Genomic DNA, 15,711 nt, shown 5'->3' with positions numbered 1-15,711 from the left:
TGAATGAAAAGTAAGATCATCCCTGTTGCAGTTCATGCTCATCCCGATCGGGCCGTAACGGGGTACCTAACAGTTGAATGGCCGTAAACGACATCAGCCCCATACTGGTTGCCAGCGCTTCCTCATCTACATCGAATGTCGTTGTATGTAAAGAAGAAGTGATCCCCTTTTGTTGATTGCCTGTTCCCAGCAAATAAAAACAGGAAGGCGCCAGTTGCGAATAACGGGCAAAATCTTCGGCAGCCATCCATATTTCGGCTTCTTCTACGTTACTGCCGCCAAGATATGTATGTGCACAAGCGGTTAAATGTTCCGTTATCACCGCGTCGTTGATGAGAAAAGGATAACCCCGGTTGATGACGAAGGAACAACTGCCGCCCATGCTTCTGGCAATGCCTTCGGCCATTTCTTTCATTCGCTGATGTGCTTCATTGCGCCAGTCTTCATTCATTGTGCGGAAGGTGCCTTCGAGGTACAATTCATCGGGGATAACATTAATGGCCCCATTGGCAATCACTTTTCCAAACGAAAGCACCGTTGGCATGGAAGGATTGGCAAAACGGCTTACCAACTGTTGAAGCGCAACCAGCACCTGGGCTGCGATCATTACCGGATCGATATTGCGATGCGGCTGGGCGGCATGCCCGCCCTTTCCACGAACGGTAACAAACAGTTCGTCCATCGATGCCATGAATTTTCCTTTGCGTACTGCTATTTTACCCGACTCAAGAAAAGGAGATACATGCTGGCCGATCACTGCCAATGGAACAGGATCTTCCAATACGCCTTCTTTGATCATTTGCAATGCGCCGCCGGGAAGTACTTCCTCTGCCGGTTGAAATAATAATTTTATATGCCCCCCGAATAAATCACGCAATGAATGAAGTATTTCTGCAGCGCCTAACAAAGAAGCGGTATGAAAATCATGTCCGCAGGCATGCATCACGCCGGGGTTGGCAGAAGTGTAAGAACATCGGTTCGCTTCTGTAATGGGCAACGCATCCATATCGGCGCGCAGGGCAATAACGCGGTCTGAAGCAAGCTTTCCTTTTACGGCAGCAAGCACCCCTGTTCCGGCAATTGGTTTCCATTCGATACCCATTTCATCCAGTTTGCTCTTAATGAACGCACTGGTTTGGTATTCCTGGAACGACAATTCAGGATGTGCATGCAGATGCCTTCTGTAACCAGTTATTTTCTCTGAAAGTGCTGCAGCCTTTTGTTGTATTGCACCGATCATGCTCCTTATTTTTTATACGCCGTTTTTGCCCGCGTCATCATTGTACCCAGCCGTACGGGTTTGCCGCCCGTTTGTTTACTTTTTTCCGCCGCTTCCAGAAAAGCGATCAGCTCCAGTGTTTCTTCTTTTGCTACCGGGCTTTTACCGCTGTTGAAAAATGCGGTTACCTGTTGTAGCAATGCTTCATATCCTGTAAATGTTCCCAATGATACAATGTTCTTTTCACAGTAACAAGTTCCGCCAAAGTCTGTTTTACCGGCGCGCAATCCCCTGAATGTTCCAATGCGGCCATCTTTCCATGTGGCAGTTACAAAATCACTATCAGTTGTAAAATGACGCTGCACCGAAATACACCCCATGCCCATCAATGCATACAGCATTTCCACGCCGTGAATGCCGTACCAGAACAGGTCGGGATGCGTAGGTTCCAAAAAAGCCGGACTAAAGACATCCGCTCCGGTTATCTTTCCGTACCTCCCGGTTTGTATCTCCTGAACCGGTTGCAGGTACCTTAATGCAGATGAACTGAACAGGGGAATATTATACTTTTCTGCCGCAGCAAAAATAGCCAGCGTATCTTTTAATGACGCTGCAATGGGTTTATCGATAAAAACGGGTTTGCCGGCCCGAAATACTTCCAGCGCCTGTTCTTTGTGCAGGCGGCCATCGTTTGTTTCGAGCAACACCACATCTACCAGGCGCAATAACTCCTGTATGCCTGTTGTTACCTGTACCCCCAGGGTCTTTATTTCTTCGGTATATAAAGGGATGCGTTTTTGGCTTAATGCAAGCTCCCTGCTGCCGAAAGGATAAGCCGCCACTACCTTATAGCCATCGTATGTATCGCCTGCTGCAGCATTATTCAGCAGCCTGGTAAAAGCGATACTGTGCGAAGTATCGAGCCCGATAATACCAACCCGTTTCCCTTTTTCAACAGCAGGCAGGGCGGTTCGCTCAGCAAACACCTTACTCCCTGCAAACAACGCCAAAGCGGTACGAAGAAATACTTTCCGGTTCATACGAACTTTTTGTTTGTTAAAGGATGGTTGCAGCACATTTCATGCGGCCTGTTCACTACAGACCTCCTATGGCCTGTATTTCCAAAGCTCCACGGAACGGCGGAAATAGATCGTTCCTTCTTTATCCATGGCAAACAAAGAAGCCTTCGTATTCAAAATGGTCACTGCCCTGGTTTGCGGATCGATTGTAAACAAATTGTTATTTCCCGTTCCATAAACCATACCCGAAGGATGTATGGCCATTGCGGCACTGCGCCAGATGTGGCTGTTGAACGGCGGATAATCGTACAATTTATTGGTGGAGATCACTGCTCTTTTATCTGCATCAAAAATAAACAGGGTACCATCGGCCACCCCCCAGATATGATTATCAGGTCCTTTTATTAAACAGGTGATAGCGGCCGCACCCGGTACCGGAACCAGCTCAAATATCTTTTCATTACGGGCAATATCCCATCCAAATAAAACAGCTTCTTTTGTTGAAGGTTTGATACCTAACCCACCCGATATGCTGGTACCGCCAAGTACAGTAGCTTCGTTCTGCACCAGGCTAACCACCGACTGCTGCGCCACCGGTTGATCAAACACGGTAAATTTATTGTTCTTCTCATTGTAAACAACCAATGCACCGCCCAGTTTTCCATACTCGGGCACGGTGCCGAAAAATATTTCCTGTTCAGTTGCCGTATGTATTTTCAATACGGCAAACGCACGGCTCTGTCCTTCCGCTTCACCTATCAATACAGGATTATTTTCTGCCACATTCCAATGGCGTTTTGTATCATACATGTAAAAACGTCCCCCGGGATAAATGCCGAAGAATATTTTGCTGCCGCTTACCGTCATTCCTTCCGTTTGATCGAGCCCGGTATATTTTGTATTGACGCCGGTTCGCGGATCGTAGGTGGCATGACCGCCGGCAAGGTAACCGCCCATCCAGATCTTTTCATCAGGGCCGTACAGCAATGCATTGATAGGAATGGGCTGCGGCGGTATGTGCAGTTTCATTTTTTCAATGACGCCTGTTGAAAGATGATACTTGACAAGGTCAGCGCCTGACGTAAGCATATACAAGATGTTCTTTGCACCAAACGCAAATGCATTGGCCGTTCCTACGCCGGCTGCCAGTTGGTTTGCAGTAGCTGCGGGTTTCGAGGCGTTAAACTGCATAAGCCTTTTACCGGATGTATAAAAAACAGTTTGTGTTTTCTTATCGGTCAATACTGCTTTCATATCCATTCCTTCAATTTCCTGTTCAACCTGTTTTGTGTGCAGGTTATATACAAGCGTGGTATTACCGGTAGTGAGTAATGCGAGTAAACGATCGTGCCCTTTTTTACCGGGCGCCAGTTCAAGCCCATACACAAAATCTTTATCGCGGTATTTTTCCGGAAGCAGTTCTTTTTTTTGCCCGGTAACCGGATCCATTTCCAACAGGTGCGCATGCGATCCTACACCTGCATAAAGCAATCCTGTTTTCGCATCGTAGGCCAGGCTGCGTACATAGTTCTCTCCTTCTACCAGCGGGCCTTTGCCTGCATCGGAAAACCCTTGTTTGGGATGGTAGCGAAACACCCTGCAGCCCGGATAGGTTGCACCAAACACTTCTCCTGCTTTACCGGAAACGAGATTCCATACATAGGTTTGCCCCGGCAATGCCTGACCAAGATTTTTCACTTCCCCGGTACCGGGTTTATGACTAAACAAAAAACCACTGGCGCCGGGTATATACAAGGTGCCATCTGTTGCCACTGCCAGGTCCCAGGCGCCATCGGCCCCTTCAAGCGGTGCATCGAGCAACAGTTCACCCGTGGCTACATCGTACGCCAACAGGTGCGCAGGTTCGCCCCGTACCACCGTATAAACCAACGCTCTTCCTTTGCTATCTTTTAAAAAGATGCTACCCTGGATCATGGAGGCGCCCAGCTGCGGGCCAAGATTGGTAAACGTTCCCGGTTGATCCTGGGTAAAACTATTTACGGAATATAAAAGCAGCAAAAGCACCATCAGTTTGTTTCTCATAACAACCCTTTTTCGCTTTTGATAAATTCTTTTACAAACGCATCATCATGTAAATGCGGGTATGCATCGTACACCCGGCTGATGGCTTCGCTTTGCAGGGCCGACAATTGTTCATCCTTATCCAGGCACCAGGTCCCTTCCAGTAAACCCTGCCTGCGCAAAAATTCATGTATACCGGGTATACAACTGTGAAACTGGTTGGCAGCATCGAACATGGCGGCATTTACATCGGTAACTTCTACCCCCCGGGTTTGCAGCGCAGCAAGCTTAAATGCATCGGGGTCCTTCTTCACCGCTTTCACTTCTTCCAGCAGTTCAACGGCCTTCTTTGTCCACACAGCCCAATGCCCTAACAAACCGCCCACAAATTCCTTTTCTACTATTGTATCATTTACGGTAAAGCGATACTTCGTCAACAGGTCGGCAACAATATTATCATCGTTACCGGTGTACATTGCAATTTCATCTTTGCGGTGGCTGTTACAAACGGCACGCATTACATCCAGGGTCTGATAGCGGTTGAAAGCGGCCACTTTAATGGCTTCAACATTGGGAATACCGGCAAAAGCTTTCCAGAAATCATAGCTGAACACCCTGCCCCCAACAGCCGGTTGCAGGTAAAAACCAAACACCGGTATTACCGCCGCAACAGACCGTACACGGTCGAGAATGGCTTCTTCAGTAAGGCCTTTAAGACCACCCATACTCAGCAGGCCCATATCATAACCAAAACGTAAAGCGGTTTCCGCTTCGTTGAGCGCCTGTTGGGTAGGACCACATAAACCGGCTATTTTCAAAAATGGTCTTTGCAAACCGGCCTTTGCTATTTCCTCCGCTGCCAACTCCAGCACGGGCGCATACAGATCGATCCCCGGCTTTCTGATCTCAAATTGTGTTGAATGAACGCCCACCGCAATACCGCCGGCGCCGGTTGCCATATAGTACCGTGTTAGCAGCCGTTGCCTTTGTTCATCTAATTTTCTTTCTGCATTTAATGCCAGCGGATGCGCAGGAATAACAGTACCGGCATGAAGATGTTGTTTCAGCGACTCGTTTAATTTTTTCATCAGAATTTTCCCTCCCTTTCCTGGAAATGAGTAGCCTTGCCCGAAATGGCGCCGCCCTTTTGCATCCAGGTAGCCGTGATGTCAATAATTTGTTTTATACTAACCGAAGGATAACCGAACAGGCGATGACATTCGCCCGCATTGCTGAGTAAAGCTGTGGGTTGTTCTTCGTTTATAAATAAGGGTTCTTTACCGAAGATGGCTCCAAACTGATGCGCCAGCCAGCGTATAGAAAGCGTTTCGGGGCCGGTTACATTCAACAACCTCGCCGGTGTGGCGCAATGCAGCAAAGAACGGATGGCGATCTCATTGGCATCGCCCTGCCAGATCACATTTACATTTCCGGTACGCAGGTCAATGGCACGGCCTTCCAGCACTGCCTTCGCCACCTCCAGCACCACACCATAACGAAAATCAACGGCATAGTTCAACCGGTAGATGAGTGCAGGTGTCTGATTCAGGTTTGAAAAATACTGGAAGATGCGCTCACGGCCCAGGCAGGATTGCCCGTACTCGCCCAATGGCGCCGGCGTTGCGTCTTCCGATAATCCTCCTGAACTAACAGGAACAAAAGGCAACACATTGCCCGTGGAAAAAGCAACGATCCGCGACTGTTTGTATTTCTCAGCTACACGACCGGGTAAGTAAGCGTTCATGGCCCAGGTAAACGGCTCTTTACCCGTGGTGCCGAATTTATGCCCCGCCAGGTAAATTACATTTGGTACAAAGGGCAACGCAGCCAGCTCCGCTTCATTAAGCAGGTCGGCTGCAATGGTATGCACGCCGGCTGCTTCCAGGCTGGCCCTGAGCTGTTCATCGGAAAAGCGCGATACTGCGATTACCCGATGGGGTAACCCGGCCTTGTGCATTGCCTCTTTTGCCAGCAGGGCAAGCGAGGGGCCCATTTTACCACCGGCGCCCAGTAACAAAATATCGCCATTGATGCGCCGCAAATCATTCAGCAACGCCTCAGAAGGCGCCAGCAGTTCTTTTTCAAACAACAAAAGTTCATTCATAACAATTGGTTCCTGATATTTAGTTCGCAATAGCATTTAACACATGAGTTGATAAAAATTCCACACAGCCAAACCGGTTAACAACAACAAACCGGTTGCACCGCTGACCTTATAAAAACGGTTATTCACACGCTGCCCCATAATGGCGCCATCGTTGGCAACGGTGTACATGGCAAAGCCGATCAGTGGTACAAGGAAAATGGTTACGCTCTGCGCAAAAATGATGAGCTCCAACGGCAGCTTTCCAAACACCAGTGCAATGGTGGCACCGGCTATCATCACCAGGGCGATCAAACCTTTCACTGCAACATCGTTTAATTTACTTCCCAGCCCCAATGCATCGCCCAACAAACTGCCGCCCACCGTTGCATTGCCCACCAGCGATGAAAATGAAGCCCCGAACAAACCGGTAAGGAAAAGATTGGCCGCATACGAACCGAATAACGGGGCCAGCGCACCCGACATTTCAGCTGCACTGTTTACACGTTTCCCCTGCGGATGCAAAACAGCCGCAGCACAAATGATCACTACCGTACTCATTACACCCAGTAACAGAATGCCGGTACTGCTTTTGCTTTTTCCATTACCTGTACTGGCGGGCCTGTTTTCCTGCTCGAGATACGATTGATAAAAAGCACCGACAATAGAAAAACAGGAGGCCATAAAAGCGATAAGCAAACCGGCGGAACCGGCGGGAATATGCGGAACAAGTCCGCCCGCAATGGCAGCCGGGGAAGGTTTGACAAGAAAAAGCGTGGTAATAAAAGAGAACAACATAAGCGCTACGAGGGCAATCATCAGTTTCTCCAGCGTTTTATAAAAACTACGGAAAAACAACAACCCTATTCCCAGCAAATTGAACAATACAACCCACCACCACACAGGCGTGCCAGTTGCTTCCGAAATGGCAATGCCCACACCTACGGAATTACCGGCCTGGAACGAGGTGGTCACTAAAAACACCCCGGCGCCGATGAGCAGTGTGATCCTGTTGCCCCACTTATTACGGATATGGCCAAGTAAACTGATATTGCTTCCGGCACCGATGCGCGCGCCCATGGACGTAAACACCAGCATAAAAAAAATAGCCACTGCCACAATCCAAAGCAGGGAGTACCCGTAATCGGCGCCCAAACGTGAAGTGATGGTCATCTTACTTGGGCCAAACACCAATGCGGCAGTAATAATTCCCGGAACTATGGCCCGGGCTTTGTTCATGATCGATCTTTTTAGATGACTTTTTTCCATTCTATTTACCGGCGGGTTTGTGTAATTGTTTTTTTGCTTACTGCTGTTGCTTTGTTACCCCAGCTGCTGCGGATGTAATTGATCACTGCGGTCATTTCTTCATCCTTTAAAAAAGAAAAGGCAGGCATCGCCGATCCGTCTTTTCCTTTTTTTCCTTTCAACAACAGTTCTATTAAGTGATGAGCCGAACCGTTTACTATCGCTGAGTTTTTTAGTGCAGGAAATATCCCCTTCACGCCTGTTCCTTCGGGCTTGTGGCACGAAGCACAATACTGTTGATAGAGCTCCTGCCCGTTCAACTTTATAACGGCGCCCGCCGAACTGCTTTTCAGTACCGTGTAGATCGCCTTTCCGGCAGGTGTGATCTTCAGTATGCGGTCATCGCCCTGTTTGGGAAAACCGGTTCCGGGATTCCAGTCGCGGTTGCTGGTACTGACATAAACAGCGCCATCCTTTCCCGAACACACATCCCGTATTCTTCCATAGCGGTCTGCAAAAAAAACCTCCTCTTTTACAATTGCGGTACCCGCATCGTTCAGCTGCAACACCCGCAGGCTTTGCGTTTTCAACGTGCCCAATAAAAGACTGTTTGTCCATTCGGGTATGGCGGGGTGATTATAGAATGTCATGCCCGAAGGCGCCACAACCGGTGTCCAGGCATGCAACGGCTCCAGGGAGCTGCCGGCTGCAGCAAATACCTGTTCCTTTTCCAGGTTATGAAAACCTTCCACAACAGGCCATCCATAATTTGCACCTTTAACGATCAGGTTTATTTCATCTTCGATCGCATCGCCATGTTCAGATGTATATAGGATGCCTTTATCGGAATACGTCAATCCCTGTATGTTGCGGAAACCTTTGGCCCACACATAACTTTTGGGATCGGGATTATCTGCAGGAATATTCCCATCCATATCGAGGCGTAAAATCTTTCCGTTCAAACAGGTATCTTCCTGCGCACTCATTACCCCATGCGCATCGCCGGTAGCCCACATAATTTTTCCATCGGGTGATACGGTAATACGGGAACCGTTGTGGCCGGTATTACCGCCGATCTCCAGCATCGTTGCCGGTTCAACCAGGGTATCGTTCTGAAAACGGTATCGTTCCAGCCGCGAAAAGATGCGGCTATCCCGCATGAGTGTGTAGTTCAGAAATACAAAAGGATTATGCGCAAAATTGGGGTGCAGGGTAATGCCCAGCAGTCCGGTTGTGCGTTGGCGCCATACATCGCGGATGTACAGTACCTGTTTTCTTTCGCCCGTAGCCGGGTGAATGCGCCATACGTTTCCGCCCTGTTCGGTTACCCACAAATGATCGTCTGAACCATAATGCAGGTCCCAGGGAACATCCATACCCGATACAAGTACTTCCACTTTCAACAAAGTGTTCGCGGGTTGCAGGTTATCTATGGTCTGTAATTCTTCTCCCTTCCGGCCTGTGCAGGCAGCAAACGACAACAAAAAAAGAATGCTAATTTTCTTTCGCAAAAAAATCATTTTACGGGATCGATCTTTACGGGTTGAGCAAATTCAGTTTCCATTTTTACGGGCAGTTGATACACATTGCCTTTACTATCGCAGAAATACAATCGTGAAGCAGAAGGGGCTCTTCCGTTTCCATCGGCCCAGAAAGCATAAAAGTCTTTGTGCGCATTTACCGGCCGGCGCGGGTATGAATGATTGTATGTGCTGTTATGCGTTAATTGTTTGCTTGTCCAGGTACGGCCTTTATTGCTGCTCGTCCACAAAACAATTTCACCGCCTGTATTGTATCGTTGCGGCCCATCGGCCGTAGGACCGATAATTTGCCAGGTATGGCCGCTGATGTACAGCGACCCCATATCGTAATTGTTGTCAGACTGTGTAACCTCACGGATCTCCCACTCTTTTCCGGTATAGTATGCGGTATACCATTGTCTCGGGCCTTTTTCGGGCCCTGCTTCAAAACCTTTGGCCGTGATATATAGAATAACCGGCCGGCCTTTCTTATCGAAACCGACATCGTTGATGTACACATTCAGTCCCGCGGAAAAATAATCTTTTACCAATGCCTCATTTTGAACCGTGGAAAGCGGCAGGGTTACCTCTCGCCCTTCGGCACTCTGCCAGCTTTTGCCAAAATCTTTGCTTTGCAGGTAATACAGGTTAGACCGGTAATTCAACCCGTTCTCCCCTTTTTTAACGGGATGAAAATTGAACGCAGTAGCAACGGTATTTTTAAACTGGCCGCTTGACTGGTAATGTCCTTCTTCAATTACAGCAATGTCTTTCCAGGAGCTGTAAGCTAACCCGTCGCTGCTTGTCATATAACTGATGGTGCGGCGTGGTTTGGAAGGCTGGCCCGGAATTACATTCCGGTCGTAGTGTGTAAGCAGGTTTATAAAACCCCTGCCCTGCTGATACCAGGTTTGCAGGTAAGAAAAATTATGCAGCGGCACTGCTGTATCATGTTCAATTTTGGTTGCTTTAACCTCCCTGAATTCCGACACATCGTAAGGCTTTACACTTTTATGAATGTATGAAGGCCCGCTGGTACCATGCGCTGTTGAGAAGATCCAGATATAACCCGCTGCATCTACATTCAGTACGGGGTTATCATGTGCGTCGTTCGTTTTTTTATCCAATACTATGGTCGGGCGCGGCACCATCCCTGTTGTATGGTCGAAATAAGAAACGGCATGCAGCAGGGTCTTCCCCGCCGCATCTGTTCCGCCGTAACAGAAAAAGGTCTTTTTTACTTTTGCCACATACACCGAAAACGGGTAATGGTTCGCCGGATAGGTTGCCAGCCCGCCGCCGTACTTATACACATACTCATCGTTCGATGGCTGGTTGGCATACCAGATACCCCGGTACCCATCGTCTTTTGCATTGAGTGTTAAAGCGGCCTGTTGTGCGGTTGCAAATAAGCACAGGAACAAACATGCCGGTAAGAAGAAGAATGTATTCCTCATCTATCAAAAGTTTTTCGAAAAAGTTCAGGCAATAAGGATTACCGGCTGCACTTTTTTACAAAAGCGCAACCCCTGGTACAGGATATACCGGGCCCCGGTATATCCTGTATTATTTGAAAAGATGATTAATTGTACCCGGGATTCTGTTTAATCACTTCAGGATTGATATCGATCTGGCTTTGCGGTAGCGGGAACAATACATGATCAGCCTGCATACCCAATGACGCCAGCACTGCCAAAGCCCGGTCGGTACGTACGAGATCGAACCAGCGATGGCCTTCAAAAGCAAGCTCCACCCTGCGTTCCTGTTCAACAGCCAACCGGAACGAAGCCTGGTCGGCAACCTGCAGGGCGGCATTCGCATTACTGCTTGTCTTTGATGCCAGCCCCGCCCTGGTTCTTACCAGGTTCAGATAGGTAAATGCAGGTCCGTCGGCCACATAACCTGTTTCATTCAGTGCTTCGGCATACATTAGCAAAACATCGGCATAACGTAGTACGATCCAGTTGTTGTCATTATCGAGACTGGCGGCCGGTACACCTGCGTATTTGATGATATAATTATGGTTCACGGTATTCCCGCTCAATACATAACTGTTTCGCATCGACGCTGCTTTACGCAGATCGCCTGCTTCATAGGCATTGCTCATATCGTCGGTAGGTATGTTTTGACCAAGCGGGTTACCCACACTCACCACAGCAGTACCTGAACCAATCGGCGCAAACTGGTTGGTGAACGGACTGCCTTCGCCGCCCGCACCTTTACGGAACTGTACTTCAAAGATCGATTCCCGGTTATTTTCATTGGCAGCGCCAAACAAACCGGCATAAGAAGCAATGAGCTGGTATTTTGTTTGTGCGGAAGCATCGATCAATGCTTTCAGCTTTTGTGCGGCCAGCGGCCATTGTTTCTGCGTTAGATATACCTTACCCAACAATGCCATGGCTGCGCCTTTGGTAGCTCTTCCTATATCTCCGCCGGTAAATTCATAAGGCAGGCTTTGTTCGGCGGCCTCCAGGTCGGCTTTGATCTGTTCGTACACTTTTGCCGTGGTTTCCCTGCCGTACCGGTAACCCTCTTCGGGATTATTGATTATAACGGTGATCAGGGGTACGTCGCCAAATATGCGTACCAGGTTGAAATACATCAACGCCCGCAGAAAAAGGGCTTCGCCTTTATAACGCGCTTTCAACGTTTCGTCCATACTTACTGCGTCTATCTTATTGATCACGATGTTGGCCGACTGTATGCCCTGGTAATGGCCATTCCAGGTGGTGCTGCTGATAGAGTTTACTGCACTATTGGTGAACATATCTACCGCCTGCATATCGGCGCCGGCATTGGGATTGGTGATCTCTGTATTGTCTGAACGCAGATCGCCAATGATGTGCATGGAAGAATAATAAAGGCCGCCGTATTGCAAAGCGCCATAGACCGACGACAATGCATTCTTCATATCTTCTGCTGTACGGTAAAAATTATTTCCGTTCTGCTGCGATACGGGAGCAAGATCCAGAAAGGTTTTCCTGCAACTGCTTCCTGCCAACAACACAACAGCGCAAATGATCATTATTTTATTACTGGTCTTCATGTCGTTTTTTTTGAGGGATGAGTTAAAAACCAATATTTATTCCCAGGTTAAAACTTCTTGCAAGCGGGTAACCGCCTGCATCTACACCGGGCACCAGCGGGCTGCCGCCCTGTGCGCTTACTTCGGGATTATACCCCTCGTACCGGGTAAACGTATAGGCATTCTGCACCGTAAAACTGAAACGGGCATTGTTGATCCTGAGCGTACGCAATGCCTCCTGTGGCAGGCTATACCCCAGTGTAATGTTACGGATGCGCAGGAAAGAACCATTTTCCACAAAATTGGATGTAACGTTATTGATAACGTTGCTGCCTGCATAGGAATTAAAGTTGCGGTCGATCATAGGCGTGATCCCATCGCCCGGCTGCGATTCAGAACGCCATCCATTTGCGGCGCTGCGCAACACATTGTATGAACCTGCATAATTACCATAATAACGACGGGCTAAGTTCAGCACCTCCACGCCCTGTACCCCCTGCAATGTAAAAGCAAGATCAAAGTTGCTGTAGCTGAAGGTATTGGTTATCCCATATGTAAAGTCGGGGAACGGATCGCCGATGACAGTGCGGTCGTCTGATGTTATTTCTCCGTCATCATTTACATCGAGGAACTTCAGCTGACCCGGGCGTGATTGTGTAGTGCCATTGGCATTGATAATGGAAGGCCCTTTTGCCACCTCTGCATCGTTTTGGTAAACGCCTGTTACCTGGTAGCCAAAGAATGCACCCGGTACATCGCCTATTTGGGTGATATGCGTTGGCGCACTGGCCGAAGTGGCCTGCCGTGAAATGATCGGCGAACCATCGGGCCCCAATGCGATCACTTTTACCCGGTTCGTTGAAAAATTAACATCGGTCGTCCACCTGAACTTACCTGTCGTATTGCGGCTGGTAATCGCAAACTCGAAACCCCTGTTCTCTATCTCGCCTATATTTTGTAAAGCATTGGAATAACCTGTAAGTGTGGGCACCGGAACACTCAGCAACAGGTCGGATGTGCGTTTGTTGTAATAATCTGCAACCAGGGTAAGGCGGTTGCCTAATACCACCAGTTCGAAACCGGCATCCATCTGCCTGTTCTTTTCCCAACCCAGTTCGCTGTTCGGGATATTGTTTAAACGAATACCATTGCTAACCGAGCCGCCGTTGTTTCCAAAAACATAGTTATCGGCAATGGTAAGGCCAATGTGGCCGTAATTACTAATGAAGTTGTTGCCGGTAAGGCCATAGCTGGCACGCAGTTTCAGGTCACTGATCCAGCTTACATTTTTCAGGAAATTTTCTTCACTCAAACGCCAGCCCACCGACAGGGAAGGAAACAATCCCCACCTGTTATCTGAACCAAAGCGGGAAGAGCCGTCACGGCGGAACGCTGCAGTAAGCAAATACTTGCCATCATAACTGTAGTTCAGCCTTGCCAGGTAAGAAAGCAGCGACCATTCTTCTTTTGTTGAATTGGCGCTGGTAATTAAACCTGCGGCGTTGATTGTGCGGATAATATCGTTCGGGAAATTGGTACCGTTTATGGTATTTTCGTCGATATATTCTTTCTGAACAGTGTAACCCAGCAACCCCTGCACTTTATGACGGTTGAACGTGCGGTTATAGTTCAGCGTAAATTCAGCCAGCCAGTTTTTGCTTTCAAACGTACTGCTGCTGCCGGTAGGCACTTTGGTAGCATTTACACTGTTCGGATTGACAATGGATGGACTGAACACATCCTGCCGGTTGTTGCGGATATCGGTACCCGCAAGGGCTTTAAATGTGAACTGTTTTGCAATACTGAGTTCCGCAAAAGCAGTACCCAGTAAACGCAGGCTGCCCAGCTGGTTCATACCTTCCCTGGCCAGCTTTACCGGATTATCAACCTCGCTTGTTCCAATACCCTGCCCGGTTATTTTGGTATAATTGCCACTGGCATCGTAAGGTTTCAGGTGCGGGCCGGCAGTAATAGCGGATTGTATAATACCCCCACCCTGCCAGTTACCTTCTGCCGTTACAAGATTGGTGAAGGTATAGGCAGGCATTAAATTCGCGCCCACTTTCAGGTTATCATTCAGCTTTGATTCTGCATTGATACGGAAAGAATAACGCTTAAGGTCAGAATTTAACACAACTCCCTGCTGGTTAAGATATCCTGCAGAAATGAAATAATTCGTTTTATCGTTGCCGCCGGAAATATTCAACTGATAGTTTTGCATATATGCCGCACGGAAGATCTCTTTTTGCCAATTGGTTCCTTCGCCCAACGAATCGGGATTGCTGAGCGCATCGGGCAACCGGTACATTACATTATTGAGGCGTGCCGAATTAGGATCGGATGCCGAACGGCCGGCGCCTGAATTAACCCAAGCATTGTTCCTTGATTCGTTTACATAGTTGGCAAACTCCCGGGCATTTAAAACATCTACCAGTTTCTCAACCGTTTGTACCCCGGTAGTAACGTTGACGTTCATCCGGGTAACGCCATTTTTTCCAGATTTCGTGGTAATGATCACCACGCCGTTTGAACCCCGGGAACCATAGATTGCCGTTGCAGATGCATCTTTGAGTACCTGTATGCTTTCAATATCAGCCGGATTAATAGTGTTCAGCGGGTTATTGCGTTGATCATAATCGTTGGTAACCGGGAACCCATCAATTACATACAGGGGTTCATTGCCCGCGCTGAGCGAACCCGCTCCCCTGATCCGTACTGCTGCGCCCCCGCCGGGCGCCCCTGTGGCCTGTGTTACCTGCACACCTGCCATTTGCCCGGCCATAGCCTGGTCAATACTAACCACCGGCTGGTCTTTAATTTTTTGTGAATTGATAGTACTGATAGAACCCGTTACGTCTTTGCGCAGCTGGGTGCCATAACCTACTACCACAATAGCGTTCAGGTGCTGGTTGGCCGTACGCATCCGCACGGTAACACTCGTTTTTCCTGCAACAGGTACTTCCTGCTCTTCATATCCGGTGTAGCTGATAACAAGAACGGCTGCGGGGCCAAGATCATCGAAACGGAAATTTCCCTTTGCATCGGTTACCCGCATCAGGCTTGTTCCTTTTACCTGTACCGTAGCGCCGGCCAGGGGTTCGCCTTTTTCACCCACAACCGTTCCCCGGGTTTCCTCAATTACAACAACCGGCTGCGGCTCCTTTACAGTAACGGCTTTAACCCTGGTGATCACAATGGTTTTCTGATCGATGGTGTAGGTAAACGGTTGCCCTTTTAACGACTCCTGCAGGGCTTTTTCAAGCGGAACATTTTTCAGATTTAAAGTTACCCTTTTGGCATCCTGCAATTCGTTGTACCGGTAAAAAAAGAAATAACCGCTCTGGTTGCCGATCTCACTCAATACACGGTCGAGCGGGTGATTTTTAACAGTGAGGCTGATGGTTTGCGAAAATCCCCTGGCATGTAACTGCACACAGCCAACAACCAGGAGAATCGTAATTAGTTTCATGCGTAGAAACAATTTAAGGCGCAAACGGGAAGCGGTTCCCGTTTTGCCATTAGCAGTCAATTGCATACTTTTGCAGCGTTTGGTTGATGATTAAGATTCTTTT

At 48.5% G+C, this 15,711-nt stretch carries 10 protein-coding genes; all 10 read right to left on the bottom strand.

Annotated elements, in window-relative coordinates; translation table 11 throughout:
• Nucleotides 1–16 precede the first annotated feature (16 nt).
• Nucleotides 17–1,240: a M20 metallopeptidase family protein gene (locus tag A4R26_RS00505; RefSeq protein ID WP_081158552.1), complete on the bottom strand. Its 1,224-nt coding sequence runs from the start codon at nt 1,238–1,240 to the stop codon at nt 17–19.
• 5 nt (nt 1,241–1,245) lie between these two features.
• Entirely contained in the window at nt 1,246–2,259 is a 1,014-nt protein-coding gene (locus A4R26_RS00500; RefSeq protein WP_081158550.1) for a Gfo/Idh/MocA family oxidoreductase, read from the bottom strand.
• A gap of 66 nt (nt 2,260–2,325) precedes the next feature.
• On the bottom strand, nt 2,326–4,281 hold the full coding sequence (locus A4R26_RS00495; protein ID WP_081158548.1) for a ligand-binding sensor domain-containing protein: 1,956 nt from the start codon (nt 4,279–4,281) through the stop codon (nt 2,326–2,328).
• Entirely contained in the window at nt 4,278–5,348 is a 1,071-nt protein-coding gene (locus A4R26_RS00490; protein ID WP_081158546.1) for a dihydrodipicolinate synthase family protein, read from the bottom strand. Before A4R26_RS00490 ends, A4R26_RS00495 begins: the two co-directional genes overlap by 4 nt.
• Nucleotides 5,348–6,364 (bottom strand): NAD-dependent epimerase/dehydratase family protein, encoded by a 1,017-nt coding sequence (locus A4R26_RS00485; protein WP_081158543.1) that lies wholly within the window; start codon nt 6,362–6,364, stop codon nt 5,348–5,350. Before A4R26_RS00485 ends, A4R26_RS00490 begins: the two co-directional genes overlap by 1 nt.
• 36 nt (nt 6,365–6,400) lie before the next feature.
• Nucleotides 6,401–7,612: an NRAMP family divalent metal transporter gene (locus A4R26_RS00480; protein WP_081158541.1), complete on the bottom strand. Its 1,212-nt coding sequence runs from the start codon at nt 7,610–7,612 to the stop codon at nt 6,401–6,403.
• Between the two features lie 5 nt (nt 7,613–7,617).
• Nucleotides 7,618–9,102 (bottom strand): PQQ-dependent sugar dehydrogenase, encoded by a 1,485-nt coding sequence (locus tag A4R26_RS00475; RefSeq protein ID WP_207625652.1) that lies wholly within the window; start codon nt 9,100–9,102, stop codon nt 7,618–7,620.
• Nucleotides 9,103–9,107: 5 nt separating this feature from the next.
• Nucleotides 9,108–10,568 (bottom strand): BNR-4 repeat-containing protein, encoded by a 1,461-nt coding sequence (locus tag A4R26_RS00470; protein ID WP_081158536.1) that lies wholly within the window; start codon nt 10,566–10,568, stop codon nt 9,108–9,110.
• A 125-nt stretch (nt 10,569–10,693) separates the two neighbouring features.
• Nucleotides 10,694–12,160, bottom strand: a complete 1,467-nt coding sequence (locus A4R26_RS00465) for a RagB/SusD family nutrient uptake outer membrane protein (RefSeq protein ID WP_081158534.1) — start codon at nt 12,158–12,160, stop codon at nt 10,694–10,696.
• Between the two features lie 22 nt (nt 12,161–12,182).
• Nucleotides 12,183–15,608 carry a TonB-dependent receptor gene (locus A4R26_RS00460; RefSeq protein WP_081159405.1) on the bottom strand — a complete coding sequence of 1,142 codons (3,426 nt, stop codon included), beginning with the start codon at nt 15,606–15,608 and terminating at the stop codon, nt 12,183–12,185.
• Between the last annotated feature and the right edge of the window lie 103 nt (nt 15,609–15,711).

Source organism: Niastella populi, from assembly GCF_002078015.1.
GTDB lineage: Bacteria > Bacteroidota > Bacteroidia > Chitinophagales > Chitinophagaceae > Niastella > Niastella populi.
The sequence above is the reverse complement of the archived record's forward strand: the minus strand, read 5'-3'. Positions and strand labels throughout refer to the sequence as shown.

Coding starts and splice junctions, on each gene's coding strand:
- A4R26_RS00505 (WP_081158552.1), bottom strand. CDS start 1,240: ATGATCGGTGCAATACAACAAAAGGCTGCAGCACTTTCAGAGAAAATA.
- A4R26_RS00500 (WP_081158550.1), bottom strand. CDS start 2,259: ATGAACCGGAAAGTATTTCTTCGTACCGCTTTGGCGTTGTTTGCAGGG.
- A4R26_RS00495 (WP_081158548.1), bottom strand. CDS start 4,281: ATGAGAAACAAACTGATGGTGCTTTTGCTGCTTTTATATTCCGTAAAT.
- A4R26_RS00490 (WP_081158546.1), bottom strand. CDS start 5,348: ATGAAAAAATTAAACGAGTCGCTGAAACAACATCTTCATGCCGGTACT.
- A4R26_RS00485 (WP_081158543.1), bottom strand. CDS start 6,364: ATGAATGAACTTTTGTTGTTTGAAAAAGAACTGCTGGCGCCTTCTGAG.
- A4R26_RS00480 (WP_081158541.1), bottom strand. CDS start 7,612: ATGGAAAAAAGTCATCTAAAAAGATCGATCATGAACAAAGCCCGGGCC.
- A4R26_RS00470 (WP_081158536.1), bottom strand. CDS start 10,568: ATGAGGAATACATTCTTCTTCTTACCGGCATGTTTGTTCCTGTGCTTA.
- A4R26_RS00465 (WP_081158534.1), bottom strand. CDS start 12,160: ATGAAGACCAGTAATAAAATAATGATCATTTGCGCTGTTGTGTTGTTG.
- A4R26_RS00460 (WP_081159405.1), bottom strand. CDS start 15,608: ATGAAACTAATTACGATTCTCCTGGTTGTTGGCTGTGTGCAGTTACAT.